Below are 18,115 nucleotides of genomic sequence, written 5' to 3'. Positions count from 1 at the left end.
GAGCTGTCGGGGATGTCGACGATCGGTCTGGCCGCGGCCATCGAGGAGTTGCGGCAGGAGCTCTACGAGGCCCAGAGGAACGGCGTCGGCCAGCAGTTCGCCTTCGGCGTGGAAGAGGCGGAGCTGGAACTCCACATGGAGCTGCGCCAGTCCCTGAAGGGGGACGGCAAACTCTCCTTCGGCGTCGTCACCGTCGGTGGCGGCGGCGAACAGGCCACCGTCCGCACCCACAAGCTGAAGATCCGGCTGTCCGTCTCGGACAAGGCCGCCGGCGGCGCCCGCCCCGAGGTCAACGACGAGCGGCCGACCGGATCGTGGGACGACGGGGAGTGACGTGGATCCGGCCAGACTGGCACTGATCCGCGGCGGTACCCAGGACGGACCTCTAAGCACCGGCTCCGGCTATCTGATCGGCCCCCGGCTCGTACTGACCGCCCGTCATGTCCTGGTGAACCGGGAGACCGGCGATCCATGGCCGAGGATCTCGACAAGGATCGGCCACTTCGCGCACGGCCCGACGCAGACCGCCGCCGCCGAGCTGTTGTGGACCCCGCCGGACCTCGACGTCGCACTCCTGCGCATCGACCACCCCATGGACACGCCCGGCGGCATCACCTGGGGCCGGCCCGCCGGACGGGTACCGCTGCCGTACCAGGGTCTCGGCTATCCGAAGGCCGCCGTCGTCGACGTACGCGAGGTCGAGACCCTGTCGGGGACGCTGGCTCCCCTGTCCGGTTCCGGCCGCTACTACGTCCTCGACCAGGGGCCCGCCCCCGTTCCCGGTGCGGACGGAACGAACGCCTGGGGCGGGGCCTCCGGCGCCGCCGTCTTCTGCGGCGACGCGCTCGTCGGGGTCGTCGTCCAGGAGCCCGCGGCCTACGGCGCCAGGAGGCTGCTCGCCGTCCCCGCGCACGCCTTCGTCCAGGACGCCGGCTTCCGTCACCACCTCGCCGAGCACGGGTGCGCCTCCTCCCCACTCGTCCCGCTCGGCGTGCCGGCACCGAGGGCCGAACCCGGCGCCGAGCGCACACCCGCCGAACGTGAACTGGAGAAGCTCCTCGTCCCGCTCTTCGCGGACCCGGCCGCCCGCGCCGCCCACGCGCGGGAACTGGCGGGCGAACTCGGCTACACGACCGACGACTACACGCCCACCACCGCCGATCTCGTGGCCCTCCTCCGGGCGCATCCCCGCGCGCACGCCGCACTCGGCGAGGCCCTCGCCCCGCACGCCGCGGGAACGGAGCTCCGTCCCCGCCTCACCGCCTTCCTCGCCCGGTCGAGGATGCTCGGCTGCGGCCCCCTCCTCTCGCCGGACGAATTCGACGAACTCCTCGACCTGCTGCGAGAGATCAGCCAGGAGCAACCGGCACTCCTGCACGGAGCCGCCCGCGACGCGCTGCCGTACGCCGTGCTGCCCGACGGCCTCGCCCGCCCCCGGATCGAGGAGGACGAGCTCGGCCCGACGATCGAGGCCCTGGAGGAACTGCCGGACGGAGAGAGCGTCCCTGAGGGCTGCCCGCCCGTCCCGGCACTGCTCCGCCTCGTGGAGTACGTGGCGGCCTCCGTGGCGGCCGAGCGACAGCACCGCCTCAGCGCCTGGTCGAAGCGGACAGCCGAACGGATCGGCATCCACGGCGACGCCCTGGGGGAGCGGCGCAGGGACGCCGCCCAGTGGGCGGAGCATCGCCGGAACGCGCTCGTGTCCCGGGTCGTCATGAAACTGGAGCACGACAGTGCCGCCGAAGGCGACCGGTACAGCTGCCGGATCCTGTTCGTCCGCGCCGACGGCTCCCACCGGGTCCTCAAGAGCCCGGCATCCGAGCCGAAGACCCCGCAGGAGGCGGCGCGCGCCCTCGCCGAGGCGGTCAGCGCCGCACGGCAGGAACCCGGCCAGCACGACCATGTGCCCTGGGTGACCGTCGAGGTCGACCGGCACGGCCTCCACCTGGCCGTCGACGAATGGGAGCCAGCAGCACCCGAGGACGTCCTCCCCTCCTCGCCGATCGGAGCGGACTACCAGGTCTCCCTCAGCTGCCCGGAGTTCGACCGGATCGCCGCCGACCGGGTCCAGGACCAGGAACGCCGGTGGAAGAAGGGCCGGACGGCCGTGGTCGTCACCGGCCCGGCCTGCGGCGACACGCGGAAACTGATGCACCTGCTCCGGACCGAGCACCGCGACACCGCCCGGGTCGTCCTCAACGGACCCGCGGACCAGCGCCAATCCTGGCTCCAGGTCTGCCTCGCCCTCGGTGTCCCGGTCGTGCTGTGGGACCGCGACGCCGCCGGCTACGACGACGCCGACGGGCTCGGGGAGCTGGCGCCCTCCGGAGAGCTCGACGGACTCGCCGAGCGGGTACGCGTCTTCCGGAGCCACACCGCCGCCCACCCGGAGGAACAACGGGCCCGCCCCTCGCTCGTCTGGGAACCCGAGGGCTCCTGTCCGAGGACCGAGCTGCTCCACCTGAGGGACCCCTGGAGAGGACACCACGCGTCATGACCACCTTCGAGCATCCGACCGGAACGAGCTCCCAGGAGCCGTCCCCCGACGGAGACGCCTGGCGCCTCTTCCGCGGGGACGGCGAGCGTCGCGACGTCGCCTTCCCCGAGGCACCCCCGTGGCGCCGCTTCGACCGGCCCGAGTCCAGGACCGGCGCCAAGGTCCCCTACCCCCGGCCCTACCTCATCGGCCCCGACGAGGCCGACGTGGTGAACGCCGCGCTGCACCTGCGCCGACCGCTGCTCGTGACCGGGCAGCCCGGCACCGGCAAGTCCTCCCTGGCCCATGCCGTCGCCCACGAACTCGGGCTCGGCCGCGTCCTCCAGTGGCCGGTGAACAGCCGCTCCACCCTGCAGGACGCCCTCTACCAGTACGACGCCGTCGGCCGACTGCGCGAGGCCACCCTGCCGCGCGACACCGACGGCGCGGAACCCGACATCGGCCAGTACATCCAGCTCGGCCCCCTCGGCAACGCCCTCGTACACCGGGAACGCCCGCGCGTCCTCCTCATCGACGAACTCGACAAGGGCGACGTCGACCTCCCCAACGACCTGCTGACCGTCTTCGAGGAGGGCGAGTTCGTCATCCCCGAGCTCGCCCGGCTTCCCAGGAACCACGCACCCGTGCACGTCCAGACCGACCACCCCGACAAGCCCGCCCCCGTCGAGCGGGGCCATGTCCGCTGTGCCGAGTTCCCCGTCGTGATCATCACCAGCAACGGCGAACGCGAGTTCCCGCCCGCCTTCCTGCGCCGTTGCATCCGCCTTGACCTCCCCGAACCCGACGAGCGACGGCTCCGCGAGATCGTCGCCGCCCATCTCGGGGACGCGGCCCTGGAACAGATGGACGAGCTCCTGGAGACCTTCCTCGAACGCCGCGCCGCCGGCGAGCTCGCCACCGACCAGCTGCTCAACGCCGTCTTCCTCCGCAAGGGCGGCGTCAACCTCGACGCGGGCCCCCTGCTCCGGGCCGTCCTGCACCGGCTCGGCGGAGCCGTGTGACGCCGTGATCTCACGCGTGACGAAGCTCCTCGCCGAAAGCGGGGCGGAACTCTCCCACGAGGAGCTCCTCGACGCCCTGTGGCTGGCCGGAAGGCTGCCCCGGGGCGCCGGTTCACTGGCACGAGCCGCGGAGCGGAGCGAGGCCGCCCGCCCCGACGCGCCGCTGCCGCACCCCGGGAAACCGGACACGGCGGACCCGGACTCCCCGTCCGCCGAACCCCGACGACCGCCCCGGTCGGAACACCCGCTGCTGGCCTCCGCCCAGGGGCGCCACGCCGCCGGTGACGGGGCCGTGGTCCCGTCCCCGGCCCACCCGGTCGGTGTCCCCGACCACCACTCCCTCGGCCCCGGCCGACTCCGGCTGGAGAAGTCCCTCAGGCCGCTCAGACAGCGCTTCCCCGACCGGCGCCGCCACGCCCTCGACGTGCCGCGCACCGTCACCGCCATGGCCGAGACGGGGGTACCCGAGACCGTCACCCGCCCGCTGCGCACCCGCTGGCTCACCCTCGCCCTCGTCGTCGACGACGGCATCTCCATGGTCCTGTGGCAGCGTCTCGCAGCGGACATCCGAGCCCTGATGGAACGCGCCGGATCCTTCCGGGACGTCCGGGTGTACGGGCTGGACACCCGCGGCGGCACACCGTCCCTGCGCAGCAGCCCGTACAGCCGACGCAGCCGCCCCGAGTCCCCGAAGGCCCTCTGCGACCCGACGGGCAACACCCTGGTCCTCGTCGTCAGCGACGGCGTGGGCCAAGGCTGGCGGGACGGCGGGATGCGGCGGGTCATGGACGGGTGGGCCCGATCCGGACCCACCGCCATCGTCCACGCACTGCCGGCCCGACTCTGGGCCGGCACCGGGATCACGGCGCGGCCCTGGCAGGTCACCACCCGCTCCCGCGGCGGGCCGACACGCGCCTGGCACGTCACCGATCCCGACCTGCCACCGGAACTCGTCACCTTCGACTCCGTCCCCGTCCCCGTCCTCGCACCGACCCCCGCGGCCGTCGGCGACTGGGCCCGGCTCATCGCCGCGCCCGGCGGCACCGCGATCCTGCCGCTGTGGGACCACGAGCGGACCCCCGCCGGCCCGGCGGACCCCACGCGCTCCGGTCCGGCGCGGCCCGACGGCGACCACCGGGGAACCGGCGCCGAGTCGGTCCTCCGCTTCAAGGAGGCCGCGTCCACCGAGGCATACCGCCTCGCGGCCCACGTCGCCGCCGTCGCCCCCCTCACACCCCCCGTGATGCGCCTTGTCCAGGCCGCCCTCGGTCCCCCGACGGACCCAGGGCACCTCACAGAGGTCTTCCTCGGCGGCCTCATGCACGAGGTCGACCCCGACGGGCCGGAACGCCTGCCCCACCTCCGCCGGTTCGACTTCGACGCGGACGCCCGGCGCGCCCTGCTGAGCGCGGTCCCCCCGACAGAACTGCTGCACACCGCCGAGGCCGTCACGCGCCGCATCGAATCCGCCATGGGACGAGCCTCCGTCTTCCCCGCCTGGGTCGGGCATCCGGACGGCGTCTCCTTCGTCCACGACACCGGACGCTCCTTCGGCTGGATCCGGACACAACTGCTCACCCGGCTCGGCATCCCGCCCTCGGCGGACCGGTGGGAGGCCCCCCACCACGACCGCCACCTTTCCGAACGCACCGGCCCCGACGGAGACAAGCGCGACGCCGAGCCCCTCGCCGAGCTGCGCGGAAGACTCCAGAGCGGCCTCGCCCGCGCCCGGCTCAGCAAGGACCAGCTCGCCCGCCGGGCAGGGCTGGGCCGTACGACGGTGGCCGCGGCATTTCAGCCCGACGGGCCGCTGCCGTCGCCTCGGACGCTGGCAGCACTGGCCGACGTACTCGGACTCCGGCACGAAGAGCTACTGGACCTGCGCCGAGCCGCTCTGGCCGACCAGGGCGCGGTTCCCCAGGGCGCCCCGGACCCGGGGCGCCCGGTCGAGGAGCGGGATCCGCACGAACCGGCGACGCATCCCATCACTCCCCCCATGTCGGCCGCTCCCGACTCGGATCCGTCCGAGACACGGATTCCGGACCTTGAGCGCTCCGAGGCCCCGGCCGTCGCCCCTGGGCACGCGGGCCGAAGCGACGAAGGCATCCTCCCGGAGGAGCAGGTTCTCGCCGACCGTGAGCGGACCCTGGGGCCGGAGCACCCCGACACCGTCGCAGCCCGTGCCGCCCTCGCCTACTCGTACGGGTTGGCGGGGCGGTTCGACGAGACGATCGCCCTGCTGGAGCGAGTGAGCGTCGACCGTGAGCGGGTCTTGGGTCCGGAGCATGCCGACACCCTCTCCGCTCGTGCCGACCTTGCCCTTTCCCTCAGGCAGGTGGGGCGGCTTGAGGAGGCGATCGCGCTGCTGGAGCGAGTGATCGTCGACCGTGAGCGGGTCTTGGGAGGGGATCACGACGACACCCGCTCCGCTCGTACCAACCTCGCCTTCTTCCTCAAGCGGGCGGGGCGGCTTGAGGAGGCGCTCGCTCTGCAGGAGCGCGTACTCGTCGACTCCGAGCGGGTTCTCGGCCCTGAGCACCCCGACACTCTGACGGCCCGTGCCGACTTCGCTTTCTCCTGCGGGACGGCGGGGCGGACCGACGAGGCCATCGCCTTGGAGGAGCGGGTCCTCGTCGACCGTGAGCGGATCTTGGGAGGGGATCACGATGACACCCTCTCCGCGCGTACCAACCTCGCCTTTTCCCTCCGGCGGGCGGGGCGGCTTGATGAGGCGCTCGCTCTGCAGGAGCGCGTGCTCGCCGACCGCGAGCGGGTTCTGGGTCCGGACCATCCCGACACCCTGACGAGTCGTGCCGACCTCGCCCTCTCCCTCTACCAGGCGGAGCGGATCGACGAGGCCATCGCCCTGGAGGAGCGGGTCCTGGCCGACTCCGAGCGGGTGCTGGGACCGGACCATCCCGACACCTTCTCCGCCTGCGCCAGCCTTGCACTTTCCTTCAGAAGGGCGGGGCGCTTCGATGAGGCGATCGCTCTTCAGGAGCGCGTGCTCGTCGACCGTGAGCTGGTTCTGGGGCCGGACCATCCCGACACGCTGGCCAGTCGTGCCGATCTTGCTTTCTCCTTCAGGCAAGTGGAGCGGGTCGATGAGGCCATCGCCTTGGAGGAGCGTGTTCTTGCCGACCGTGAGCGGGTTCTGGGTGCGGATCACGCCGCCACCCTCCAGGCTCGTGCCGACCTCGCCCTCTCCGTCAGGCAGGCGGGGCGGACCGAAGAGGCCATCGCTCTCCAGGAGCAGGTTCTCGCGGCCCGCGAGCGGGTGCTGGGCCGGGAACACCCCGACACCCTTGCCGTCGGGGCCACACTCGCCTTCTCCCTCTACCAGATGGGGCGGCTTGATGAGGCCATCGCCTTGGAAGAGCGCGTGCTTGCCGACCGTGAGCGAGTCCTGGGTCCGGAGCACGCGGACACCTTCACCGCCCGGATCACGCTCGCCTTGTCCTACGGGAAGGTGAGGCGGTTCGACGAGGCCATCGCTCTGCAGGAGCGCGTGCTGGTCGACTCCGAGCGCATCCAGGGTCCGGAGCATCCCGACGTTCTGACCGCTCGTAGCGACCTCGCCGTTTCCTTCAGGCAGGCGGGGCGGCTTGACGAGGCCATCGCCCTGGAGGAGCGGGTGCTGGCCGACTCCGCGCGGGTTCTCGGCCCTGAGCACCCCGACACCCTCGCGGCCCGCGCCGACCTCGCCTTCTCCTACGGGGCGGTGGGGCGGGATGACGATGCCATCGCCCTGGAGGAACACGTCCTCGCCGACTGCGAGCGGGTGCTGGGTCCGGAGCACGCCGACACGGTGGCCGCCCGTGCCGCCCTTGCCTTTTCCTTCTACCGGGCGGGGCGGGTAGATGAGGCCGTTCCCTTGGAGGAGCATGTTCTTGCCGACCGCGAGCGGCGCCTCGGTCCCGAGCATCCCAATACCGTGACCGCTCGTGTCAACCTCGCCTTCTCCTACAGGGAGGTGGGGCGGGCCGAAGAGGCCGTAGCCCTGCACGAACGAGTCCTCGCCGACAGTGAGCGCGTCCTGGGTCCGGAGCACCCCGACACCGTCATCGCCCGGGCCAATCTCGCCTCCACCTACAGGGAGGTGGGGCGGACCGAACAGGCCGTCGCCCTGGAGGAGGAAGCCCCGGCAGATCAAGAGCAGTTTCCGGATTCCCGTGACTAGGGGGTGTCCGGTGGAGGACGTGACGGTCGGCGCGGTCGGCCTTCCTCCGGGCCCCGGCTATGGGGGCCTCCGTGAGAGATGAGAGGGTCTTGCGGGTGAGCGAGACACCGACGAACACCCTGCAGTACCGCGTTGACGGGCGGGACGATGCCCCGGTCCTGGTCATCGGGCCCTCGCTGGGGACGACGTGGCATATGTGGGACCGGCAGATACCCGAACTGACCCGTGAGTGGAGAGTGGTCCGGTTCGATCTGCCGGGGCACGGGGGGGCTCCGGCGCAGCCGTTCACCTCGGTCGCGGAGCTGGGGGACCGGCTGCTGGCGACGCTGGACGAGCTGGGGGTGCAGCGGTTCGGGTACGCGGGGTGTTCGCTGGGTGGGGCGGTCGGTCTCGACCTGGCGTTGAGGGCACCGCATCGGGTGGCGTCGTTGGCGCTGGTCGCGACGTCGCCGCGGTTCGGGACCGCGGACGAGTTCCGGCAGCGTGGGGTGATCGTGCGGGCGAACGGTCTGGAGCCGATGGCCAGGGCGGCGCCCGAGCAGTGGTTCACGCCGTTGTTCGCCGGTGCGCAGCCGGCGATCGTGGACTGGGCCGTGCAGATGGTGCGGACGACGGATCCGGCCTGCTACATCGCCGCGTGCGAGGCGCTCGCCGTCTTCGACGTGCGCGAGGCTCTGGGCAGCATCGGCGTTCCGGCGCTGGTGCTGGTCGGATCCGAGGACCAGGTGACCGGTCCGGCCGAGGCGCGGACCCTGGTGGCGGGCATCGCCGACGCGCGTCTCGCGGTGGTGCCGGGTGCTTCGCATCTGGCGCCCGTCGAGCAGCCGGCGGCCGTGACGGACCTGCTGGCGGAGCACTTCGCGGGGACGGCGCAGGAGGCGAGCGGGACGCTGGCCGTGCCGCCGATGCCCGCGGTTCCGGTGCCCGCGGCCGAGGCGGTTCCGGCGGCGCCGGCGGCCGAGCCCGCGGCGGGCGGGCGGCCCGACCCGTACGAGAAGGGGCTCGGGCTGCGCCGGGAGATCCTCGGCGACGCCCATGTGGACCAGGCGCTCGCGGCGGACCCCGACGGCGCGTTCCAGGAGCTCGTCACGCGCTATGCCTGGGGCGAGGTGTGGGGCAGGGAGGGGCTCGACCGGCGGACCCGCAGCGTGGTCACCCTGACCGCGCTCCTCGCAGGGGGGCACCGGGAGGCGCTCGCCGATCACACGCGGGCCGCTCTCCGGAACGGTCTGTCGGCCGGGGAGATCCGCGAGATCGTCCTTCACGCGGGCGTGTACTGCGGAATGCCGGCCGCCGAGACCGCGCTGCGTGTGGTCACCCGCGTCATCGAGGAGGAGACGACGCCCCCGGCGTAGCCTGGCGGCGTGAAGCTGACGAAGAAGTCCCACGCGTGCGTACGGCTGGAGAAGGACGGGCGGACGCTCGTCCTCGACCCGGGAGTGTTCACCGAGCAGGACGCGGTTCGCGGCGCGGACGCCCTGCTCGTCACCCACGAGCATCCGGACCACTTCGACGAGGACCGGCTGCGGGCCGCGCTGGAGGCGGATCCGGCCGTCGAGATCTGGACGCTCCGCAGTGTCGCCGAGCGACTCTCGGCGGCCTTCCCGGGGCGCGTCCACACCGTCGGCCACGGCGACACCTTCACGGCGGCCGGGTTCGACGTCCAGGTGCACGGCGAGCTGCACGCGGTGATCCACCCGGACATCCCGCGCATCACGAACGTGGGATTCCTCGTCGACGGCTCCGTCTTCCACCCCGGCGACGCGCTCACCGTGCCCGACCACCCCGTGGACACGCTGCTGCTGCCCGTCATGGCCCCCTGGAACAAGATCTCCGAGGTCATCGACTACGTCCGCGAGGTCAAGCCGCGCCGGGCGTACGACATCCACGACGCGCTGCTCACCGACCTCGCCCGGCCCATCTACGACCGCCAGATCGGCGCGCTCGGCGGCACCGACCACCTCCGTCTTGCCCCGGGCGGCTACGCGGACCTCTGAGCACGGCCCGGGGGTGCGGGCCCAGGGCGCCGCACCGGCCGACTGTCACACCCCGCCAGTAGGCTTGCGGGCATGCGCATCGCCACGTGGAACGTCAATTCGATCACCGCCCGGCTGCCCCGGCTCCTGGCCTGGCTGGAGAGCACCGGCACGGACGTGCTGTGCATCCAGGAGACCAAGTGCTCCGCCGAGCAGTTCCCCACCGAGGAGCTCCGCGCCCTGGGGTACGAGTCGGCGGTCAACGCCACCGGCCGGTGGAACGGCGTGGCCCTGGTCTCCCGGGTCGGCCTCGCCGACGTCGTCACCGGACTGCCCGGCGGTCCGGAGTACGACGGGGCCGAGGAGCCCCGGGCGATCTCCGCGACCTGCGGCCCGGTCCGCCTCTGGTCGGTGTACGTGCCGAACGGCCGCGAGGTGGAGCACGATCACTACGCGTACAAGCTGCGCTGGCTCGACGCGCTCAAGAGCGCCGTCGCGGACGACGCGGCCGGCGGGCGTCCCTTCGCCGTCCTCGGCGACTACAACATCGCCCCGACGGACGACGACGTCTGGGACCGGTCGCTCTTCGAGGGCGCCACGCACGTCACGGAGCCCGAGCGGGCCGCGCTGGCGGGCCTGCGCGAGACCGGCCTGACCGATGTGGTCCCGCGCCCCCTCAAGTACGACCACCCCTTCACGTACTGGGACTACCGCCAGCTCTGCTTCCCGAAGAACAAGGGCATGCGCATCGACCTGGTCTACGGCAACAAGTCCTTCGCCGAGGCGGTCTCGGACAGCTATGTGGACCGCGAGGAGCGCAAGGGCAAGGGCGCTTCGGACCACGCGCCGGTCGTCGTCGACCTCGACGTCTGACCGGTTTCCCGGCCGGCGGTGGAGATCATTTCCGCGCGCCGGGTGGTCGACCGGGAGGCGGCGGTGCGAGGCTGTTCGGATGAACATCCCGTTTCTGGACAACTGGCGCAAGCGACATGAACCCGAGCCGGCCGACTCCCCCCTGGCCGCGGCCTTCGACCGCGACCCGGAGGGAGTGGCCGAGCTGCTCTCCGAGTGCGAGCTGCTGCGTGCCCGTGTCGGGACGGCCGGGGTGGCGCTCGACGACACCCCGCGCTCCCTTGAGGAGCTCGACCAGCTGCCGCCGCGCTGGCGGAACGATCCGGAGGAGCTGCCCTGGATCGGCAACGACGCCGGGCTGTACCTCGGCACCGTCATCGTCCGGAACGTGCCGGGCGCGCGGTGGCAGGTGTGGCCGGGCGGCGGCCCGGTGGTGCAGCTCGCCTCGGGCCGGGAGATCCAGGTCGTCGAGGCCGGTCTGGACTGGGCCATGACGGGCTCGCCGGAGCTCTCCCAGGTGTACGCCGAGGCCGCCGAGTTCTGACGCGGGACCCCGCACCGCCGGTGGATCTCGACGGTGATCGTCGAGTTCTTCCGTGCCATGCCCGTCCTGGTGACGGCATGCGCAAGGCACAGGTCATGGCCTACGTCCTGGTGCCGCAGGCCGTCCGCGCGATGCTGCCGGCGATCACTCCTGCCGCGTCGGAACCGATACGTACGACGGGTCGGCCGCAGGGGACGTGAAGGTCAGCTGCGCGCCGGTCGGGTTGTGCTCGATGTAGAGCGGGTCGACGGTGTCGACCACCAGGGCCAGCCGGTGTCCGGCCGGTACGTCGTACGCCGTGGAGAACAGCTCCAGATCGACGGCGAACGGCTGCCCAGGGGTCCGGTCGTGGAAGGTGTACGGGGCGTTGCTCACGAGCTTGCCGAGTCCGAGCGGACCCACGTCGTAGAGGTACGCGACGAGGGTGCCGCTCTCCTTGGTGGACGTCACCGTCGTGTGCACCTTCGCGGTGCCGCGCACCCGCTGCGGGGTGTCGTACCGCTCGGACTGCCAGACGCCGGCGAAGGCGCGGGGGAGCAGCGGGACGGAGACGACGGGCGGGGTGCGGAGGAACTGGTCCAGGGCGTTGGTGAGCAGGGTGATGCCGCCGTTGGCGCCGGAGTCGACGTTCGCCCAGACCCGCTGCGTACCGCCGAGGCCGAACTTCCGCTGGTTCGCGTTCACCGACTTCCAGTCGGCGTAGCCTTCGTAGCCGCCGGTGGAGCGGGACTTGAGCTGGACGGGCTGCTCGCGGTCGATGCCGTTGTCGGCGCCCTTGAGGTAGTGGTCGAACCAGCGGTGGGCGCTGGTCCAGGTGTCGTTGGGCAGCCCGAACAGGCCGGTGGCCTCGGCGGTGGCGTGATCGCCGGGGCGGAACTCCAGCCGCTTGGGGCCGGTGAGCTTCTCGTAGAAGCTCGCGTACTGGTTGGGCGGGAAGATCGTGTCGCCCCAGGCGTTGCCGAGCATGATCGCGGCGCCGTTGGCGTTGATCCGGTCCAGGTGGGTGGCGGGGGACCGGGTCCGGCCCCAGGCGATCATCTCGTCCTCCTTGTCGAGGTTCGACGAGAGGAAGTCGCCCAGGATCTCCTGGAGTTCGGGCCCGGGGCGGCCGGTGAGGAAGCCGGCGCCGCCGAGCAGCCCGGCGGCCTGGAGGTGCTGGGTGCGTCCGCTGTAGATGGACTCGATCAGGTCCGCCCAGCCGCTGAGTGCGGCGACGGCCTTGATCCGCGGGTCGTGTGCGGCGGCGAGCAGGCTGATGCCGGCGCCGTAGCTGACCCCCGCCATGCCGATGTGCGCGGGGTCGGCGGGGGTGTTCGCCAGGGCCCAGTCGATCACCTTCGACGCGTCCGCGATGTCCTTCGGCCCCGCGGTCTCGATCTCGCCGCCGGACTGCCAGAAGCCGCGCGAGTTGTAACTCACCACGACGTAGCCGGAGTCGGCGAGCTGCTTGGCCTGCGCCAGGTACTCGATCTGGGGCATCGCCCAGCTGGTGGGGAGCACGATCAGGGGATGGGCGCCGCTCCCGGCGGGGGTGACGACGTTCGCCTTCAGGACGGTGCCGCCCTCCCCGGCGATGTCGACGAAGCGGATTCCGCCCTGCGCGGTGGCTTCCGCCTCCGCGGCCTGCGCGGCGGGCGCGAGCCCGAGCGCCGTCCCGGCCACGAGGGCGGCCGAGACGGCGAGGACCAGGGATGTACGCACGGGTCACTCCTCACTGGGGCACTGATGGGGGGCAGTGAAAGTGACCCGACGGTAACCGGCCAGGCTTACCCGTGGTAACCGGTCGGTATGTTACGCACGGGTAACGATTGGATTCGGGGCGAGGAGAACCCTCGCCTCCGTCAGATCCGCATGGGCTTCCTCGTACCGCCTGGCGGCGACGAGGAACATCGACCGGTCGGTCAGGGCCCGGACGAGGGCCCCCGGGTCGGCGGTCGGACGACGGGCGAGGGCGACGCCCTCGTCGAAGAGGGGGCCGAGCGCCTTCTCCAGCCCCGGGTGGCGGGGCCCGGAATCCCAGTGCACGGAGGACCGCGCGGTCAGGCGGCGGTGTGCGGACAGGGCCTCCCGCGGCCGACCGGCCTCGGCGAGCCGCGTCGCCTCCGCCCGCAGGGCGGGGATCCCGGCGACGTAGGCGCCCCGGGTGTCGGGCGACCACTGGTGGTAGTCGGCGCCGAAGGGCGGCAGCGGCGCGTCCCGGGACGCCGCGGGCTCCACCGCCCGGCACGACAGGGCGAGCAGGGTCACCCAGGAGGAGCCGGCGCTGCGGGTCGTGATCTCGCCCGACTCCACGAGGCGCCCGAGCACCCCGAGGGCCTCCCGCCGGTCGGCCTCGGCCTCCTCCGGGCGTCCGGCGGCGTCCAGCGTCCCGGAGCGGTGCGTCAGCTCCCACACCAACTGGGCCGCGGTGCAGGATCCGTCCTCGATTCCGCTCCGCGTGTGGTCCAGGGGGCCCGTCAGCGCGGCCGCCGCCTCCCCGTGCCGCCCGGCCGCCGCCAGCTCCGCCGCCCACTGGATCGTGTCATCGAAGGAGACCGGAGGCCGCCCCGCGGCGGCGCCGCGCCCGAGGATCTCCGCCGCCTCCCCGTGGCGGCCCTCCTCCGCGAGCATGTTCGCCAGGCGTCCCTGCCCGGACAAGGGATAGCGCACGTGCCCGCGTTCGACGGCGATTCGTCCGGCCTCGGCCATCTCCTCGCACGCCGCCAGCCCCTCGGCCCGCCGTCCGGCGGTGAACAGCGCGCGCTGGTAGGACCGCAGCGCATCGCAGAGCGCGTACGCCCTGTTCGGTTCGTCGGCGTCGATCAGCCGGGCGGTCTCCACCGCCTCGGCCCCCAGTTCCAGCTCCCGCCCGGAGTGGCCCGCGCGCCCCACCTGATGACCGTACGAGGCCAAAGCGGCGGCCAGCTTCGGGAGATAGGCCGCCGGGCTCACCCGCGCCAGCACCCGGTACGCCTCGACCTCCTGCGCCAGGCTCGGCCGGTCGGATCCGAGCAGCATCGTCCGCGCCCGCAGCACCGCATCGTGATCGACGTTCTCGGAGTGATTCATGACGGAGATTCTGAGGGGCGGGCAAGGCGCCGGACCAGGCTTCCCAAGTGTGTGATCAGTCCTACGAAAACCGCCCCTGACCTGTCATGATGGTGACGTCTTGACCCCTGGGGACTTCTGGCGGGAGGCACGGTGGGGGACGCGAGCGGCGCACCGGACGTCTTCGACCCCCGGCTCTACGCGGCCGGGATCCCGCACGACCGCTTCCGCGAACTCCGCGACCGCGCCCCCGTCGCCCGCCAGGAGGAGCCGGAGATCCTGGGCTGGCCGGCCGGGCCCGGCTTCCTCGCCGTCACCCGGCACGCCGACGTCGTGCGCGTGCTCAAGGACTCGGGGACGTACTCCTCGCACCTCGGCGCCACCCAGATCCGCGACCCCGACCCCGCCGACCTGCCCTTCATCCGGCGGATGATGCTCAATCAGGATCCGCCGGAGCACGGGAGGTTGCGACGCCTGGTCAGCCGGGCCTTCACCCCCGGACGGATCGAACGCTTCACCGTCACCGCGCGCGGCCGGGCCCGCGAGCTGCTGCGCGCCGCGTTCGCGGACGGTGGCGAGGTGGACCTCGTGCGGACCGTCACCGACGACTACGCGCTCCTCAACCTCACCGACCTGCTCGGGGTGCCGGCGAGCGACCGGGGGCTGCTGCACGTCTGGACCGAGCGGGTCATCGCCTACCAGGACCCCGACGAGCCGCCCGTGCTCGACGCGGAGGGCCGGCCGGTGAACCCCCGCTCGCCGGCCATGCTCGCCGAGATGTTCGGGTACGCCCAGGAACTCGCGGCGTACAAGCGCGCGCATCCGGCCGACGACGTCATGACCTCGCTCGCCACCTCCGAACTCGCCGACGCGGAACTGGAGATGTTCTTCTTCCTTTTGACCGTCGCGGGAAACGACACCGTCCGCAGCGCCGCCCCCGGCGGTCTCCTCGCGCTGGCCGAACACCCCGACGAACAGCGGAGGCTGTGGGACGGCGAGGTCCGCGTGGACACGGCGGTCGACGAACTGCTCCGGGTGCACCCGCCCGTGCTGTCCTTCCGGCGCACGGCGTCCCGCGACACGGAGCTGGCGGGCACGGAGATCCGAGCGGGGGAGAAGGTCGTGGTGTTCCACGCCTCGGCCAACCACGACGAGCGGGTGTTCGTCGACCCGCACCGCCTCGACCTGGGGCGGACGCCGAACCCGCACGTGTCGTTCGGCGACGGCCCGCACGTCTGCCTCGGCGCCCACTTCGCCCGGCTTCAGCTCCGCGTCCTCCACGAGGAGGTGCGCGGAGTGTGCGGCGGGCTGGAACTCGCCGGGCCGCCCCGGCGTCTCGTCTCGAACTTCATCAACGGGATCAAGTCGCTGCCGGTGCGGCCGCGGGAGCGGTGAGGGCGAGCCGCGTCACGTCGGCCACGAGTTCCACCACGTCGGGGCCGTACGCCTGGGTGTTGACCACCTTGAGCAGCAGCACGAACGAGCCCGAGCGATGGGCGCGGGCCAGCGACTCGTGGTGGCGCGCCAGGTAGCGGGTCGCCGCCTGGTTGGTGATGGCCCGCTGCCCGCAGAAGAGGAAGACCGGCCGGCCCCCCTCGCCGGCGGTGAGCCGGGCGAGGATCACGTACTCGGTGATTCCCTTGTCCATCGGGTAGCGCTCGGTGCCGACCGTGATCGACCCCCGGTCCTCGGACGGCTGGACGTCCACGTTCATGGTCACGCCGGGCAGCAGGGTGGACAGATGGGCGGCCATCCGGCGGTTCGAGTACGGCCCGCCGACACAGAACTCGGTGCGGTCGCCGAAGCCCTGGTGGGACGCGTCGTGCGCGAGGATGCGGGCCTGCGCCCCGCAGTCCTTGATGAGGGCGGACAGTTCGAGCATCGCGAACACGTCGAAGCGGTGCACGACGTTGTCGCCGCCCGCCTCCCGGTTCACCACCAGCAGGCACTCCGAGCCGCCGGGCAGGCCGAAGAACGCCCGCTTGCGGCGGAGCCGACGGCGCCACAGGTAGGTGCGGGACAGCCAGCCCAAGGAGGCGCTGACCCCGGTCGCCAGGACTCCGAGCACGATGTTCCGCACGTCTTCGTTCATGGGCGGGCATGGTAGCGGCCGACCGGCCTCTTGTTCGAGGCGGTCCTGACGGAAGGGGCCGGAGGAAGTTACGCTGCGCGGACGGCTGTTGACTGGAGGTAGGAATGCGTCGCTCCGCCGCTGGGAAGGTCTCCGCACTCGCCGTCGCGGCGACGGTGCTCTCGATGGGTGCCGCCGCCCCGGCCCCGTCCCCGCCGAGCGCGCCGCCGCCACCCGTCAAGGAACCCGTCGCCGTCGGATACGGCGGGGCCGTCGCCAGCGTCGACGCCGACGCCTCGGCGGCCGGTGTCGAGGTGCTCCGCAAGGGCGGCAACGCGGTGGACGCCGCCGTCGCCGTCGCGGCCGCGCTCGGCGTCACCGAGCCGTACTCGGCGGGCATCGGGGGCGGCGGCTACTTCGTGTACTACGACGCGAAGAGCCGTACCGTGCACACCATCGACGGACGCGAGACGGCGCCCCGCTCCGCCGACGCGGGCCTCTTCACGGAGAACGGCAAGCCGATCCCGTTCGAGGAGGGCCAGACCAGCGGGCTCGGCGTCGGCACCCCCGGCACCCCGGCGACCTGGCAGTCCGCGCTCGACGCCTGGGGCAGCAAGCGGCTCGGCACCCTCCTGGAGCCCGCCGAGCGCCTGGCCCGCGGCGGCTTCACCGTCGACAGCACCTTCCGCGCCCAGACGGCGGCCAACGAGGCCCGCTTCCGTGACTTCCCGGCGACCTCCGCGCTCTTCCTGCCCGGCGGGCAACTGCCCGTGGTCGGAAGCACGTTCAAGAACCCCGACCTCGCCCGCACGTACGAAAAGCTCGGCCGCGAGGGCGTCGGCGCCCTCTACCGGGGGCCGCTGGCCCGGGACATCGTGAACACCGTCCGTACGCCCCCGGTCCGCGACGGCGCCACCCGGACCGTCCGCCCCGGCGACCTGACGGAGCGTGACCTCGCCGCGTACCGCACGGAGTTCCGCAAGCCCACCAAGGTCTCGTACCGGGGGCTCGACGTGTACGGCATGGCCCCCTCCTCCTCCGGCGGTACGAGCGTCGGCGAGGCGCTCAACATCCTGGAGGGCACCGACCTCGCCGCCGCCTCGCCCGCCGGATACCTGCACCGGTACATCGAGGCCAGCCGGATCGCCTTCGCCGACCGGGGCCGCTGGGTCGGCGACCCGGCCTTCGAGTCCGTGCCCACGCGCGGACTGCTCTCCCAGCGGTACGCCGACTCCCGCGCCTGCCTGATCCGTGACGACGCCGTCCTGACCAGCCCGCTCCCGCCCGGCGACCCCGCGAGCCCGGTGCCGTGCGCGAGCGGCGGGACGGCCGCCCCGACCACGTACGAGGGCGAGAACACGACCCATCTGACCGTGGCCGACAAGTGGGGCAACACCGTCGCCTACACCCTGACCATCGAGTCCACCGGCGGCAGCGGGATCACCGTGCCGGGCCGGGGCTTCCTGCTCAACAACGAGCTGACCGACTTCTCCTTCGCCCCGGCGAACCCGGCCGTGCACGACCCGAACCTGCCCGGCCCGGGCAAGCGGCCGCGCTCCTCGATCTCCCCGACGATCGTCCTCGACCGTCACGACCGGCCCGTCCTCGCCCTCGGCTCCCCGGGCGGTGCGACCATCATCACCACCGTCCTCCAGACGCTGACCGGCGTCGTCGACCGGGGCCTCCCGCTCGTCGACGCGATCGCCGCACCCCGGGCGAGCCAGCGCAACCAGACGACGACCGAACTCGAACCCGCGCTGTGGAACAGCCCGTTGCGGGCGGAGCTGGAGGGCATCGGCCACGGATTCCGGCAGAACCCGGAGATCGGCGCCGCGACCGGCGTCCAGCGCCTCCCGGACGGCCGCTGGCTGGCCGCGGCGGAGACGGTCCGCCGGGGCGGCGGCTCGGCGATGGTGGTCCGGCCGGCGGGCGGCGGGGAGTAACCGGGGCGCCGGGCGGACGGGAGC

General features: G+C 72.7%; 13 protein-coding genes. 10 read left to right on the top strand and 3 right to left on the bottom strand.

Features of this window, described 5'->3' with window-relative positions; translation table 11 throughout:
• The first annotated feature begins 12 nt into the window (after positions 1-12).
• From ACFVZH_RS07035 to ACFVZH_RS07000, 8 genes are all read left to right on the top strand, one after another.
• The gene (locus ACFVZH_RS07035) at positions 13-333 is read left to right on the top strand and encodes a trypco2 family protein (RefSeq protein WP_384894055.1); all 321 of its coding nucleotides are present in this window, start codon (positions 13-15) and stop codon (positions 331-333) included.
• Between the two features lies 1 nt (position 334).
• The gene (locus tag ACFVZH_RS07030; RefSeq protein ID WP_384894053.1) at positions 335-2,497 is read left to right on the top strand and encodes a trypsin-like peptidase domain-containing protein; all 2,163 of its coding nucleotides are present in this window, start codon (positions 335-337) and stop codon (positions 2,495-2,497) included.
• On the top strand, positions 2,494-3,498 hold the full coding sequence (locus tag ACFVZH_RS07025; RefSeq protein ID WP_384894051.1) for an AAA family ATPase: 1,005 nt from the start codon (positions 2,494-2,496) through the stop codon (positions 3,496-3,498). The genes ACFVZH_RS07030 and ACFVZH_RS07025 overlap by 4 nt, the downstream gene beginning before the upstream one ends.
• A gap of 16 nt (positions 3,499-3,514) precedes the next feature.
• A complete protein-coding gene (locus tag ACFVZH_RS07020; protein WP_384894049.1) occupies positions 3,515-7,678 on the top strand; it encodes a tetratricopeptide repeat protein in 4,164 nt (1,387 codons plus the stop codon).
• Positions 7,679-7,737: 59 nt separating this feature from the next.
• Positions 7,738-9,033 (top strand): alpha/beta fold hydrolase, encoded by a 1,296-nt coding sequence (locus ACFVZH_RS07015; RefSeq protein ID WP_384894047.1) that lies wholly within the window; start codon positions 7,738-7,740, stop codon positions 9,031-9,033.
• Between the two features lie 9 nt (positions 9,034-9,042).
• Positions 9,043-9,675 (top strand): MBL fold metallo-hydrolase, encoded by a 633-nt coding sequence (locus ACFVZH_RS07010; protein ID WP_384894045.1) that lies wholly within the window; start codon positions 9,043-9,045, stop codon positions 9,673-9,675.
• 72 nt (positions 9,676-9,747) lie between these two features.
• Positions 9,748-10,527, top strand: coding sequence for an exodeoxyribonuclease III (locus ACFVZH_RS07005; protein WP_384894043.1), 780 nt, complete (start codon positions 9,748-9,750; stop codon positions 10,525-10,527).
• A gap of 79 nt (positions 10,528-10,606) precedes the next feature.
• Positions 10,607-11,050 carry a DUF6278 family protein gene (locus tag ACFVZH_RS07000; RefSeq protein WP_384894041.1) on the top strand — a complete coding sequence of 148 codons (444 nt, stop codon included), beginning with the start codon at positions 10,607-10,609 and terminating at the stop codon, positions 11,048-11,050.
• Between the two features lie 144 nt (positions 11,051-11,194).
• Here ACFVZH_RS07000 and ACFVZH_RS06995 read toward each other — a convergent pair whose 3' ends face one another.
• Both ACFVZH_RS06995 and ACFVZH_RS06990 read right to left on the bottom strand, forming a co-directional pair.
• Positions 11,195-12,751, bottom strand: coding sequence for a CocE/NonD family hydrolase (locus ACFVZH_RS06995; RefSeq protein ID WP_384894038.1), 1,557 nt, complete (start codon positions 12,749-12,751; stop codon positions 11,195-11,197).
• A gap of 90 nt (positions 12,752-12,841) precedes the next feature.
• Positions 12,842-14,098, bottom strand: coding sequence for a hypothetical protein (locus tag ACFVZH_RS06990; protein WP_384894036.1), 1,257 nt, complete (start codon positions 14,096-14,098; stop codon positions 12,842-12,844).
• A gap of 132 nt (positions 14,099-14,230) precedes the next feature.
• Here ACFVZH_RS06990 and ACFVZH_RS06985 point away from each other — a divergent pair, with 132 nt between their 5' ends.
• Positions 14,231-15,472 carry a cytochrome P450 gene (locus ACFVZH_RS06985; protein ID WP_384894034.1) on the top strand — a complete coding sequence of 414 codons (1,242 nt, stop codon included), beginning with the start codon at positions 14,231-14,233 and terminating at the stop codon, positions 15,470-15,472.
• Here the strand turns inward: ACFVZH_RS06985 and ACFVZH_RS06980 are convergent.
• On the bottom strand, positions 15,438-16,169 hold the full coding sequence (locus ACFVZH_RS06980) for a hypothetical protein (RefSeq protein WP_384894032.1): 732 nt from the start codon (positions 16,167-16,169) through the stop codon (positions 15,438-15,440). The genes ACFVZH_RS06985 and ACFVZH_RS06980 overlap by 35 nt on opposite strands.
• A gap of 104 nt (positions 16,170-16,273) precedes the next feature.
• Here ACFVZH_RS06980 and ggt point away from each other — a divergent pair, with 104 nt between their 5' ends.
• Positions 16,274-18,091, top strand: coding sequence for a gamma-glutamyltransferase (ggt, locus tag ACFVZH_RS06975; protein ID WP_384894030.1), 1,818 nt, complete (start codon positions 16,274-16,276; stop codon positions 18,089-18,091).
• The last annotated feature ends 24 nt before the right edge of the window (positions 18,092-18,115 follow it).

The organism is Streptomyces sp. NPDC059534 (assembly GCF_042743475.1).
In the GTDB taxonomy this organism is placed as follows: domain Bacteria; phylum Actinomycetota; class Actinomycetes; order Streptomycetales; family Streptomycetaceae; genus Streptomyces.
This window is presented reverse-complemented; position numbering and strand designations above follow the sequence as displayed.

Excerpts from the sequence above, each read along its gene's own strand:
- ACFVZH_RS07035 (WP_384894055.1), top strand. The coding sequence starts at position 13 with ATGTCGACGATCGGTCTGGCCGCGGCCATCGAGGAGTTGCGGCAGGAG.
- ACFVZH_RS07025 (WP_384894051.1), top strand. The coding sequence starts at position 2,494 with ATGACCACCTTCGAGCATCCGACCGGAACGAGCTCCCAGGAGCCGTCC.
- ACFVZH_RS07015 (WP_384894047.1), top strand. The coding sequence starts at position 7,738 with ATGGGGGCCTCCGTGAGAGATGAGAGGGTCTTGCGGGTGAGCGAGACA.
- ACFVZH_RS07005 (WP_384894043.1), top strand. The coding sequence starts at position 9,748 with ATGCGCATCGCCACGTGGAACGTCAATTCGATCACCGCCCGGCTGCCC.
- ACFVZH_RS07000 (WP_384894041.1), top strand. The coding sequence starts at position 10,607 with ATGAACATCCCGTTTCTGGACAACTGGCGCAAGCGACATGAACCCGAG.
- ACFVZH_RS06990 (WP_384894036.1), bottom strand. The coding sequence starts at position 14,098 with ATGAATCACTCCGAGAACGTCGATCACGATGCGGTGCTGCGGGCGCGG.
- ACFVZH_RS06980 (WP_384894032.1), bottom strand. The coding sequence starts at position 16,169 with ATGAACGAAGACGTGCGGAACATCGTGCTCGGAGTCCTGGCGACCGGG.
- ggt (WP_384894030.1), top strand. The coding sequence starts at position 16,274 with ATGCGTCGCTCCGCCGCTGGGAAGGTCTCCGCACTCGCCGTCGCGGCG.